Annotated in this window: 13 protein-coding genes and 1 tRNA gene; 1 reads left to right on the forward strand and 13 read right to left on the reverse strand. The window is 69.9% G+C overall.

The annotated features are described in order from the left end of the window. The 12 genes from CV1CTNOD_RS17605 to CV1CTNOD_RS17660 all read right to left on the reverse strand — a co-directional run. Positions 1-374: shikimate kinase (locus tag CV1CTNOD_RS17605; RefSeq protein WP_278043930.1), on the reverse strand; the 374-nt coding region annotated here is incomplete at its 3' end. Between the two features lie 25 nt (positions 375-399). Next, positions 400-1,635, reverse strand: a complete 1,236-nt coding sequence (gene aroC / locus CV1CTNOD_RS17610; protein WP_131787126.1) for a chorismate synthase — start codon at positions 1,633-1,635, stop codon at positions 400-402. Positions 1,636-1,705: 70 nt separating this feature from the next. Beyond that, entirely contained in the window at positions 1,706-2,455 is a 750-nt protein-coding gene (locus CV1CTNOD_RS17615) for a prepilin peptidase (RefSeq protein ID WP_131787127.1), read from the reverse strand. After that, complete coding sequence (locus tag CV1CTNOD_RS17620) at positions 2,455-3,474, reverse strand: shikimate dehydrogenase family protein (protein ID WP_131787128.1); 1,020 nt, start codon at positions 3,472-3,474, stop codon at positions 2,455-2,457. The genes CV1CTNOD_RS17615 and CV1CTNOD_RS17620 overlap by 1 nt, the downstream gene beginning before the upstream one ends. Beyond that, positions 3,471-4,631: an endolytic transglycosylase MltG gene (mltG, locus tag CV1CTNOD_RS17625; RefSeq protein ID WP_131787129.1), complete on the reverse strand. Its 1,161-nt coding sequence runs from the start codon at positions 4,629-4,631 to the stop codon at positions 3,471-3,473. The genes CV1CTNOD_RS17620 and mltG overlap by 4 nt, the downstream gene beginning before the upstream one ends. Further along, on the reverse strand, positions 4,628-5,173 hold the full coding sequence (gene ruvX / locus CV1CTNOD_RS17630; RefSeq protein ID WP_431607134.1) for a Holliday junction resolvase RuvX: 546 nt from the start codon (positions 5,171-5,173) through the stop codon (positions 4,628-4,630). The genes mltG and ruvX overlap by 4 nt, the downstream gene beginning before the upstream one ends. Then, positions 5,174-5,482, reverse strand: a complete 309-nt coding sequence (locus tag CV1CTNOD_RS17635) for a hypothetical protein (RefSeq protein WP_242606780.1) — start codon at positions 5,480-5,482, stop codon at positions 5,174-5,176. It abuts the gene before it with no gap. After that, positions 5,482-6,000, reverse strand: coding sequence for a DUF948 domain-containing protein (locus CV1CTNOD_RS17640; protein WP_131768052.1), 519 nt, complete (start codon positions 5,998-6,000; stop codon positions 5,482-5,484). Before CV1CTNOD_RS17640 ends, CV1CTNOD_RS17635 begins: the two co-directional genes overlap by 1 nt. Positions 6,001-6,286: 286 nt before the next feature. After that, positions 6,287-7,798: a replication-associated recombination protein A gene (locus CV1CTNOD_RS17645; RefSeq protein WP_131787130.1), complete on the reverse strand. Its 1,512-nt coding sequence runs from the start codon at positions 7,796-7,798 to the stop codon at positions 6,287-6,289. Continuing rightward, positions 7,799-8,782: a PaaX family transcriptional regulator gene (locus CV1CTNOD_RS17650; RefSeq protein ID WP_242606781.1), complete on the reverse strand. Its 984-nt coding sequence runs from the start codon at positions 8,780-8,782 to the stop codon at positions 7,799-7,801. It abuts the gene before it with no gap. Between the two features lie 106 nt (positions 8,783-8,888). Then, positions 8,889-9,260, reverse strand: coding sequence for a winged helix-turn-helix transcriptional regulator (locus CV1CTNOD_RS17655; RefSeq protein ID WP_131787131.1), 372 nt, complete (start codon positions 9,258-9,260; stop codon positions 8,889-8,891). A 111-nt stretch (positions 9,261-9,371) separates the two neighbouring features. Then, a complete protein-coding gene (locus tag CV1CTNOD_RS17660; protein WP_131787132.1) occupies positions 9,372-9,671 on the reverse strand; it encodes a YtxH domain-containing protein in 300 nt (99 codons plus the stop codon). Between the two features lie 319 nt (positions 9,672-9,990). Here CV1CTNOD_RS17660 and CV1CTNOD_RS17665 point away from each other — a divergent pair. Then, positions 9,991-10,063: transfer RNA gene (locus CV1CTNOD_RS17665), tRNA-Asn, on the forward strand. Positions 10,064-10,400: 337 nt separating this feature from the next. Here CV1CTNOD_RS17665 and CV1CTNOD_RS17670 read toward each other — a convergent pair. Beyond that, positions 10,401-11,630 (reverse strand): cytochrome P450, encoded by a 1,230-nt coding sequence (locus CV1CTNOD_RS17670; RefSeq protein ID WP_131787133.1) that lies wholly within the window; start codon positions 11,628-11,630, stop codon positions 10,401-10,403. Positions 11,631-12,030 lie beyond the last annotated feature (400 nt).

Below are 12,030 nucleotides of genomic sequence, written 5' to 3' on the forward strand. Positions count from 1 at the left end.
TCGCGGACCCCGACGTCGAGGTGGATGACCGTGTGCCCCCGCAGCAACCGCCGGGTGGCGGGGTCCAGCACGGCGCCACCGCCCAGGGCGAGCACACCGTCATGCTCGGCCAGGGCACCGGCGATGGCGTCCCGCTCCAGGGCACGAAAGTGCTCCTCCCCCAGTTCGACGAAGATGTCGGCGACGGACATCCCGGCACGGGCCTCGACGTCGGTGTCGGTGTCGCGGAAATCCGCGTCCAGCCGCCGCGCGAGCAGCCGCCCGACCGTGGTCTTCCCCGACCCGGGCGAGCCCACGAGCACCACGACCGGCTGCCGCGCACGGGCCGCCGCGGCGGTGCCGGCGGTGTCAGCGGCGTTCAGCGGGCCGGTCATGCGGCCGGCACCACGACAGCGGTGATCATACCGACTCCGATCTGACGATCAGGGATTTCAGATACGCCTCACAGTTGCGGCGGGACTCCTCCACCGAGTCGCCGCCGAACTTCTCCACGGCCGCGTCGGCGATCACCAACGCCACCATGGCTTCGGCGACCACCCCGGCGGCGGGTACCGCACACACGTCCGAGCGCTGCGCGATCGCGACCGCCTGCTCCCCGGTGGCGACGTCGATCGTCGACAGGGGCCGGGACAGCGTCGAGATCGGCTTCATGGCGGCTCGGACCCGCAGCGGCTCACCGGTGGTCATCCCGCCTTCGACGCCGCCGGCGCGGTCGGTGGCCCGCCGCACACGGTAGGCACCCCCCGGGTGCGCCGACGCCTGCGGCCCGTCCCCGGCGGGCACCGATTCGATCTCGTCGTGGGCCTGCGACCCGCGGCGGCGGGCCGTGGTGAAGCCGTCACCGAACTCCACACCCTTGATCGCCTGGATCCCCATGAGCTCCCCGGCGATCCGCGCGTCGAGCCGGCGGTCGCCGTGCACGTAGCTACCCAGCCCCGGTGGGCAGCCGTAGGCCAGGACCTCCACGATCCCGCCCAGGGTGTCGGCGTCCCGGCGGGCGGCATCGATCTCGGCGACCATCCGGATGCTCGTGGCCGGGTCGGCGCAGCGGACCGGGTCGGCGTCCACCACGTCCATCGTGACCGGCTGGGGCGGCGGCGAACCGGGTGGTACCTCGACACCGCCGATCGACACCACATGCGAGATGACCTCGATGCCGTACGCCTGCCTCAGCAGGGCCTTCGCGACCGTACCCAGCGCGACGCGCGCCGCGGTCTCCCTGGCGCTGGCCCGTTCCAGCACCGGACGGGCGTCGTCGAACCCGTACTTCTGCATGCCGGCCAGGTCCGCGTGACCGGGCCGGGGACGGGTCAGGGGGGCGTTTCGGGCCAACCCGGCAAGCCCCGCGGCGTCGACCGGATCCGGCGCCATGACCTCCCGCCACTTGGGCCACTCGGCGTTGCGGACGACGACGCTCACCGGACCGCCCAGGGTCAGGCCGTGGCGGACCCCACCCAGCAGCTCGACCTCGTCCCGCTCGAAGCTCATCCGGGCGCCCCGCCCATGCCCGAGCCGACGCCGGGCGAGTTCGTCGGCGATCTGGGAGCTGGACACCCGGATACCGGCCGGCAGCCCCTCCACGGTCGCCACCAGAGCCGGACCGTGCGACTCTCCAGCAGTCAACCAACGCAGCATAGGGTCAGTCTTCCACGCCGTCGGTGTGCCGGAACCAGCTCCTTCGGCCAGAACGTTTCAGCTTGGGATGCTAATGCGCGTTCCAGGCGAGGACACCGACGAACGCCCCCATCAACAGGAACGGGCCATAGGCGATCTGTGTCCGCCTGCCTGCCCGCCGCGTCACCAGCAGGATCAGCACCCATATCCCGGCGAGGGTGATCCCCGCCATGAGCCCGGTGAGAAGCACCGGGACGCCGAGCCACCCGAGCGCACCACCAAGCAGACCGGACAGCCTCACGTCACCGAAGCCCAGACCGGCACCGGGCAACGCCCAGATGGCGGCGAACAGGGCGAACACGGCCGCCGCCGCAATGACACCGCGCAACCAGCGTCCCGGCTCCTGATCCAGGACCGCGGCAACGCCGAACAGTCCGGCCATAACCGGGTAGGACGGCAAAGTAATCACGTCGGGAAGCCGGTGGACCCGAACGTCGATGGCGGCCAGGGCCACGCCAACCAGCCCGAGATAGGCGTACGCCGGCAGCCAGGCGACGTGGTCGGTCAGCTTGGCCGCGAACGCGACGACGACCGTCGCCGTGAGCAGACCCAGCGTGTCCCGGGTGGGCACCGGCCGGCGCGGCTGTTCTCCCTCCACCGGCCCGAAGGCACCCACCATGTGGGTGAGCCCCGGGACGACACACAGGGCGGCAAGGACGATCGCGACAGCCAGCACGATCGATACGACTGATCCGCTCGGTGTGACCGACGTGACCGACGTGACCGACGTGGCAGGTATGGCCTGCAGGACGCTTGCGGATACGGCTGGCAGGACGCTCATCACCGTGCCGCCAGGACGGCTTCGCCCGCGTCCAGGAGCAGGTCCAGGTCCACCTCGGCGCCGGTGAACAGCCGCACCTGGCCGGCTGCCTGAGCCGCCAGCACGACCAGCCCGCCGGCGACCGGAGCTCCGGCTGCCTGTGCGGCGGCGGCAAGACGGGTGGGCCACGGGTGATAGAGCAGTTCGACCAGGGCGGTCGAGGCAGGCCACGGCCGGCGCGCGAGGTCGTCGGTGGCACCGGCCGGAGCGGTCGCGAGCACGACGTCGGCGGCGCCGAGGAGTCCCGCCGGGTCCGGGCACCCGACAGACGACCCCGTACCGGAGGTGTCCCACCAATGGACGGTGACGGCAAGCCCGAGTGCGGCACCGACAGCGACCAGGGGGGCTGCGGCCGGCGGCCGGCGGGCGAGCAGGTCGACCCGTTCGGCGCCGAGCCCGGCGAGCGCGGCGAGCGCGGCCCGTGCGGTACCCCCGGCCCCGAGGACGAGCGGGTTGCGCGGTGGTGTCCCGTTCCCGAGAACCGCTGTGACGGCGTGTGCCGTTCCGGTGACGTCGGTGTTGAAGCCGGCCAGGTGGACGGGCCCGAAATGCCGCCGAGCAGCACCTGTCCGGCTCTCGACCCCCCCGGACGGCCCGCTCACCGAGCGGACGCCGTTGATCAGCGGCCTGTCGGCGTTCGCGCCGGGACCATCCGTGTCGACATCCTCACTGTCGACTGCGTCCCGTTCGACAACGACGGTGTTGACGGCGCCGACGGCCGCGGCAGTGGCGTCAATCCGGTCGAGAAATGCCAGGACGCTCGTCTTGAGCGGCATGGTGAGCGACAGACCGACCCAGCCCGGTTCGGTACGCACCCGTGCGATCAGGTCGCCGAGCGCGCTCTCGTCGCACTCGACAGCCGTGTAGTCCCAGTCGAACCCCAGAGCGCGATATGCCGCACGGTGCAAAACTGGTGATAGCGAGTGCGCTATCGGCATTCCCGCGACGGCTGCCCGCGGCCGGGCACCTGAGCTGGTCATGTGCCGCCCTCGGCGCGGTAGCGCGCAAGCGCGTCCTGCCACTCCCGGTCCGTCGTCGCGAAGACCGTCACGTTCGACTTCGGCAGTGACACGAAGTACATCCACGGGCCGGCGGCCGGGTGCAGGGCGGATTCCAGCGCCCATTTCCCCGGGTTGGAGATGGCTCCCGGCGGCAGGCCCGGAACCTTGCGCGTGTTGTAGGGGTTGTTGGCGGCAAGCTGGCTCTGGGTCAGCGGGCCCTCGTACTCGTCGAGGGCGTACCGGGTGGTCGAGTCCAGGTCGAGGCGGCGGAAACGCCCGGAGGTGTCGGCGAGTCGGTTGTAGATGACCCGCGCGACCTTCGGCCCCTCGTCCGGGTTCTTCACCTCACGTTCGATGATGGAGGCGACCGTCACGATGTCCTGTGGGCTGCGGCCCAGCGCGGCCGCGCCCCCCTCGATGCCCAGCCCTGCCGTCTCCGCCTTGAACTTGTCGACGAAACTCTTGATCGTGGCGGCTCCGGACGCACCCGGTCGCAGGTCGTAGGTGGAGGGGTACAGGTAGCCCTCGATCCCGGCCGCATACGACGGCAGCTGGAGTTCGCCCGGATTCTTCACGATCTCCTCGAACGCGGAGAGCGGTTGGCCGGTACGGTCCGCGAGCGCCGTAAGCACCTGTCTGGTGGTCATGCCCTCGGCGATGGTGAGCCGGAACAGCGTGTGGGACTTGACGTCGAGCAGCGAGGCCAGCGCGTCGACCGCCCGCACATGCTGCTTGAGCTTGTAGAAGCCGGGTTGGATGGAACGCGACCGCTCGTCGGCCGCGGCCGCGTTGACGAAGGCGGCCGGTGTCCGCACGACCTCGGCGAAGGCCAGCACCCGGGCGATGTCACGGGCGGTCGACCCGGCCTGGATCTGGACGATGACCGACCCGTCACCGGGTCCGGCGTAGTCGACCGCCGATTCACCCGACGAGATGCGCCCGATCACCTTGCCCGCACCGTAGATTCCGCCACAGAGGATCGCGGCCACTATGACCAGGATCGCGATAAGCTTGGACGCGGCACCATGCCGCCGACGGCTGTGGCTGCCTCGGCCACGCCCTGTGTGCCGTCTGCTGTGCGACGTCTGGCTGTCTGACGCGTCATCGAGCAGCTCGTCGAGGTCGTCCTCGATCACGTGCTGTCCGCGCGGCGATCCGGCCCACGCCGGGTGGCTGCGGCGTCGGACGCCCCCGCGTCACGCGGGATGTCCAGGACGGACTGCAGGATCTGCACCGCTGCCTCCTGGTCTACGACTGCACGACGGTCCCGCGCGCGCATGCCACGCTCGGCCATCCGACGATGAGCCACAACCGTAGTCATCCGCTCGTCGACAAGCCGCACCGGAACAGGAGCGACACGTGCCGCAAGGAGATCGGCGTACGCCTGGGCCTGCCGGGCCGCCGGCCCCTGAAGGCCGGACAGCCGTGTCGGAAGACCCACGACGACCTCCACGGCACGACGATCCCGCACAATCATTGCAATCTCATCAAGATCGCGATTCATCCGGGTGTCACGCCGTAATGTTGTCACCGGGAAGGCGATCCTCGCCTCAGGATCGCTAGCGGCGACTCCTACCCTGACCGTGCCCACGTCGACACCGACGTGTACCCCCGTCCGGCGGGTCACCGGGGTACGCCAAGGCAGGCCAGCGCCCCCCAGGCCACCGCCTGAGCGCACTCACGCGAAGCGGGCACTGGGTATGTCCGGGGCGTCGGCGGCGCCGTGCGGGCCACCGCCGGTACCGCCGGTACCACCCGGGTCAGCCGCACCGTCCACGTCGCCCGCGTCATCGAGCCCGAGAGCCTGACGAAGTTCATCCTCCCGCTCGGCCATCCCTTCCCGGACGTCGGCCAGGAAATCCTGCACCGACTCTACGAGGGACCCGGCAAGGTGCTGCGGAGTGAGGGTGGACACGGCGCGAGCGGCGCGCCGGACGGTCACCACGCCCACAGCCGCGCCGAGCGCGATGTAGAACACCCGCGGCATCACGCACTCCTGCTCTCGGGGCCGGCTCCGCGAGCTCCGGCCGCCGGTGCTGCGGACGCACCGGAGCCGGCGCGCCGGGCGGCCCGCTTCGTCGCACGGTCCGCCTTGATCTCCGCCGTGATCCGTGACTCGATGTCGGCGTGGGTCCTCTTGGCCGCCGCGCGCCGGACCCCGTACGAGAACGCCGCGACCCGCACGACCGGGCCGCCGACCGTCGCCGCGAACAGCGACGTGAGCGAGGAGATGTTCGTCGAAATCGTCTGCACGTTCGCCGTGATGGCGTCGACCCGGTCGAGTTCCTTGTTCACATGGCTGAGAGCCTGGTTCACCTCGTCCACGGTCGCGCCCGCCTGCCGCACGCGTGCGGTGCCCTCGTCAATGGCCAAGCCGGTCTGGCGGACCCGGGCGGCCGCCTCGTCGAAGATCTTCCCAAGCTTGAACAACACGTAGCAGCCGAACAGGACGAGCACGGAGAACGCCCCCGCCGCGATCAGTCCCGCGATCGCACCACCGGACATGTGTGCTCTGCCTCCGCTGTCATGGGCCGTGACCCGGCCGTACCTTCGTGACCAAAATCTTCGTGACCGAACTGCGTGACCGAACTTTCAGTACTTTTAGCGACCAAAGCCTCGCGCCGGCTGCACCGGCACCGTGACGGTGGCCTCCTGAAGGGCCAACGGTGGCGCGATCATGCTTCTCCCGCGCCGCCGGAGGCCCAGATCCCCCGAGCACCGGAGGACAGCGCCCCACAGCCCTCCGAGTAACGGTCGACACAGCGTCGAACTCGACGTTCCTGGAGTGACCCTACCGAGCGCGACCGGCTTCGTGGTCACTCGCCCCTGACGGCTCGTCCACATCTGCACGCGCCCCGGTCGGCTCCCCACCGGCGGCAGCCGATTCGCCACGGGCCGCAGCCGGCTCGCCGGTGCCGCGAAGGGTCTCGCGCAGGAACGCAAGCCGCTGGCCGGCCCGCAGTTCGAACCCGTGCTCACTCGGCTGGTAGTAGCTCGATCCCACCAGCGGGTCGGGGGCGTACTGCTGACCCACGACAGCACCTGGGTAGTCGTGGGGGTAACGGTAGCCACTTCCGTGGCCCAGCCGGCTCGCGCCCGGATAGTGCGTGTCCCGCAGATGGGGCGGAACAGGACCACCACGCCCGGCGCGGACGTCGGCGACGGCCGCGTCGACGGCCCGGATGACCGCGTTGGACTTCGGTGCCAACGCGAGATGGATCACAGCCTGCGCAAGGGCAAGCCGAGCCTCGGGCAGGCCCACCGTTTCCAGTGCCTGGGCGGCGGCCACGGCCACCCCGAGCGCTCCGGGTTCGGCCAGGCCCACGTCCTCACTGGCTAAAATAATCATTCTGCGGGCGACGAACCGGGGATCCTCCCCCGCCTCCAGCATCCTGGCCAGATAGTGAAGTGCGGCGTCGACATCGCTGCCACGCACGGACTTGATGAGCGCGCTCGCCACGTCGTAGTGCTGGTCGCCGTCGCGGTCGTAGCGCACCGCGGCCCGGTTCACCGCCTGTTCGAGTGTCGCAAGATCGACACAGACGGGTACGCGACCCTCCCCCGGCCCGCTGCCGCTTCCCGCACCCGTTTCCGGATGCGCACCCGTTCCGGGATCCGCCGCCGCGGCGGCAAGAGCGGCGTCGCCGGCGGCCTGCAGCGCGGTCAGGACGCGGCGGGCGTCGCCACCGGCCAGACGCAGCAGATGGGTGACCGCGTCAGGGTCCATCGTCAGCCGGCCGCCGTAACCTCGCTGGTCGTCGAGCGCCCGCTGGACCAGGACGCGCAGGTCGTCCTCGGCGAGCGGTTCCAGGGTGAGCAGCAGCGACCGTGACAGCAGCGGTGCCACTATGGAGAAGAACGGATTTTCGGTGGTGGCGGCGACCAGGGTGACAAGCCCGCTCTCCACCGCGGGCAGCAGGGCGTCCTGCTGGGTCCTGGTGAAACGGTGCACCTCGTCGATGAACAGGACCGTGCGGACGCCGGAAACCGCGAGTGCGTCACGCGCCTGGTCGATCACCGCCCGTACGTCCTTGACACCGGCGGTGACCGCGGACAGTTCACGGAACCGGCGCCCACCGGAGCCGGAGATGATGTGCGCGAGCGTCGTCTTACCGCTGCCCGGCGGCCCCCAGAGCAGGACCGAGGTGGTGCCGCCGCCTTCCACCAGGCGCCGCAGCGGACTGCCCGCGCCGAGCAGGTGGCGTTGCCCGACGAGATCGTCGAGGGTCCGGGGACGCAGCCGGGTCGCGAGGGGACCCGACGTCGCAAGGGTCTGCTCGAGCCCGGCGTCGAACAGGGTCACCTACGTACCGTATGACGGCACGGTGATCGTGGGCTGGCAGGTCGTGTGATGGCGGGCAGTGGGCTGGCGGGCGGTGTGATGGTGGACGAGGCCGGCAAGGTCCGGGGCAAACGAAAGGATCACCTGGCGCACCCGGTCGACGGCGAACGGCGCGAGCGCGTCGTATATCTCCGCGAAGACCGCGTGTGCCCGGACCCGCGGCCACTGGGGCGGAAGCAGGTCCAGCGGCAGGTCGGGGTCGAGGCCGGGGAAACGCCGCCAGGCGTCCATGACCGCTGTCCGGGCCACCAGCGACTCCGACGAACCCACGTCAGCGGCCCTGATCCGCCTGAGCAGGGGGGTGTGGGTGAGGATGAAGTCCTCGTAACGAGACCGCAGATCGGTCAGGTCCCAGGCTTCGATCGGCCGTCTGGGGCCCGTTGCCACGGCCCCCTCGACCGTCGCCAGGACCGTCGCGTTGGGCACACCGAGCTCTGCGAACACCCGGATGGTCGCATCCGTCACCGGACAGGGAGACACCCACATGCCGTCGTACAGGGGAGCGAAACCGAGCCAGCGCAGCCTGTTGCGAACGGCGTGCCGGACGTCACGCTGCTCCTCAGGGAGCGAGAAGGCTGCGACGACCCACCGGCCGTCCCAGCCGGCGCGGGACTGCCCGAACGACAGGACGCGCGCGGCGCCGTCCTGTAATGCCTCGGTTGCCTGGCTGGTCAGACCGTAGTAGGTGTTGCGGCCGACCCGTGAGGATTCCAGCAGCCCACGGCGCGCGAGCCGGCTCAACGCCGCACGCGCACCAACCGTTGAGATGTCGAAGTCCACCAGCAGACGCACCAGTGCCGCGGACGGTATGTGCTCCTTGCGCCCGTGCCAGTAGTCGCCGAGCAGGGTCATGAGGAGGCGTTGCGGCTGAGCACCGAGCCGGAGCCGCGGAAGATCGACTTTGGACGGATGGTCCCGGGTGACGACGGGTCCGGTGATTACCACGGAAGACAATATTACGAGCGGATACTTCCAGGGCGAAAATGTTGGTATGTCGAGCCCGCGCAGTCTGTCGAGCCCGCGCAGCCCGACCCGGCTGGGGCAGATTCGATCACAGTTCCCCGCGGCCACGGGTCGCCGATCCTCGCGGGACGCGCCCACGCGGGCCGAGCCGGGCCCAGTCCCGCGCCCAGGCGTCGAGGGGCTCGAGCACACCCTGCAGGCGCCGCCCGTGCACGCTGAGCCGGTAGTCGCCGGCCTCGTCCACCTCGACGATCCCGGCCTCGCGCAGTTCACGCAGCCGCTGGGACAGGTGCGACTCGGCAGCCTCCACACGCGTCACGAGGGAGCGGAACGCAGCCGGTCCCTCCCGCAGGATCCAGAAGACCGGTAGCGCGTGCCGTCTGCCCAGCAGGTCGATCACCTCGGACAGCGCGGCCGCATCCTGGGACGCCGCGCCCGCCCGCGCGTTGTTACGCGCCATGTCCCACGCCGTTACGCACCACGTCCGATGCCCGTCACTTCTCCCACACCTGTCGCTCTCACGCCTGTCGTCAGGACGAACCGGACGCGGACTTGCGGCCGGCCCGCAGCGTCAGGGTGTGCGGATCGCGCCGGAGCCGTTGGGGCTGTGGGCCCCAACCGTGCCGGCGAAGGTCCCGGTGGTCGGCGAGGACGGCTCGCCTCGGCCTGCGACGCTTGCAAACGTCCGGCGGGCCTTCTCCAGCAGACTGCCCGCCTGGGCCGAGACGACCCCTGCCGCACTCTGCACCTCCGGACGCTCCCGGACCTCGCGTACCTGACGCATGATCGCGTCATAGTGTTCCCTGCCCGCACGTGCACCCAGCAGGTAGCCGAGCCCGAAGCCGACGATGAAACCGGGTCTGAAGTGCATACTGCCTCCCGCTCGGTGCCGCTGTGCAATCTCCTGGCCTCCGCGGGCGCGAGAACACTCATGGTCGCGCTCACTTCGGTCACTGTGTAGTCCGCTGGCCTCCGCGGGCGCGGGAACACCATGATCGCGCTCGCTTCGGTCAGCCGGGTGATGACGGACAGGATGCCTGTAATCATGGCCATCCTGCCCGATCATCGGCCCACGGACGGCCGACCGGCCGGCTGACCTCGTGTTTACTACCCCGCTGAACCATCCGCGCGAACCTCAGGTAACCTTGCCCAGTCAGGTGCTCCCAGCGTCATCGCTTGGAACATCGCGATCCCGCGTAGCTCAATTGGCAGAGCGTCCGGCTGTTAACCGGCAGGTTACAGGTTCGAGTCCTGTCGCGGGAGCATCCGCCCAGATCAGAGGGCCGAAGACAGATTGATCATGTTTTTCTCGCGCCGTCGGAGGTCCCAGCCTCCAGGGGGCAGGACCCTGATCCTTGATCAAAGTGGAAGGCTGGGCACAACTTACCCACAGTTTACCCACAGTCTTTGGTGCGCCCAGCTCCACAGGTTGCACAGGTTCGAACGTTGATCAGTGGGCGCCGCGCCATCCGCGGCAGCTGGCCTTTCCTGCCTTCCGTGATCCGGACCTGCCGCAGACCCGCCACGGACACCGGCCCGTGCCGTGCCGGCAGACCCCGGACGAATTTTCGGCGATGACCACCACGTGCGGATCTTCGGATCAGGACAGGGTGAGCGGGAGCGAGGTCAGTCCGCGGTGGATGAGGCTGGGCAGGTAGGTGAGGCTGTCGGCGTCGGTGGCCAGCGACATCGTCGTGGTGCGCTGGACGAGCGCTCCGACCGCGGCCTCCGCCTCGATACGAGCGAGAGGCGCTCCCAGGCAGAAGTGGATGCCGACGCTGAAGCCCAGGTGGCGTCGGGCCGGCTGAGGCCCGTGATACCGGGTGATGTCGAAATGGTCGGGGTCGGGGTAGACGGCCGGGTCCCGGCCGGCCGCCGCGCTCACCAGCACCACACCATCCCCGCGCGCGAAGGTGTGGCCGGCGACCTCGGTCCCGGTGTGCGCGGTCCTGAGGGTGAACTGCGTCGGCGGGTCGTAGCGCAGCACCTCCTCGACGGCAGAGGAGATCAGTTCGGGTCGGGCGCGCAGCGCGGCGAGCTGGTCGGGATGCCGGAGCAGGGACAGCACGCTGTTACCGATGAAGTTGATGCTCGTCTCCATCCCCGCCACCACCAGCAGCGATGAGATGCCGAGCAGCTCGGCCTCGGTCAGGACGTCCCCGCGTTCCTCCGCGCTCGCGAGCAGACCCAGCAGGTCCCTGGTCGGACGCAGCCGCCTTTCGTTGATGAGTTCCCGGAAGTACGCCTGGAAGTCGTGGGTGGCCTTCGTCCGGCTGGCGATCTCCTCGGCCGACAGCAGGTGGTCCGGATCCGTACCTCGGGCGATCGCCAGCGCCCATCCGCGCAGCGCGGCGCCGGCGTCCTGCGACACCCCGAGAAGATGACCGATGGTCGCACTCGCGACCGGAGCGGCCAGGCCGTGGATGACGTCGATCGTGCCGGCCGCCAGCGCCTCGTCGACCAGTCGCCCGGCCAGCTGGTGGATGGTGGGGGCCAGCGCTCCGACGATCCGCGGGGTGAACGCCTTGTTGACCAGCCCGCGCAGCCGGGTGTGATCTGGAGGGTCCATCCGCAGGAAGGAACGGGGAGCCGTCGCGTTCCCCTCCCGGAACGGGCTGATCCCGGCGTCGTAGCCGTGGACCCAGTCCGGACTCTGCAGAATGGTCTCGCAGTCGTGGTAGCGGGTCACCACGGTCACCGGTACGTCGCCGAGGAGGAAGGGACACAGCGGCGCCGCCTCCCGGACCCGCCGGTAGACCGGATACGGGTCGGCACGGTGGACGGGATCGAAGGCGTCGAACTCAACCTGACCAGCACGTACCGCAGTCATAGCTCCCGCTCCTCGTCCCGCTCCTCGCCGTATGCAAGTCGTCGACGTTGCCGGCGCCAGCTTCCTTGAGCGTGACCCCGACGGTCGACGGCAACTCAAACACAGGCGGTCATGCGCGTGAACGCCTTGCTCGGTACGGCCGGCACAGATCTCGCTGTCGAGCGTGAGAGGACGGTTCCGTTCACCGAGTGACCTCGGGTCAGATTCGAGCCCTGTCGCGGGAATCCGGGATCCCTGTCGTGGATCTTTCTTTCAGCGGACCGTCCGGATGATGAATTGCGTCACGCTGGCTGTCCTGCGCGGCGCGCCAGCAGCGCTGCTCGAAACGGCACGAACACGACTGGCAACGCCGCCGGCTGTCGCCCGACCTGCCTGGTAAAGACCTGCCTGGCAACAATGG

This window comes from Protofrankia symbiont of Coriaria ruscifolia, assembly GCF_900634745.1.
In the GTDB taxonomy this organism is placed as follows: domain Bacteria; phylum Actinomycetota; class Actinomycetes; order Frankiales; family Frankiaceae; genus Protofrankia; species Protofrankia californiensis.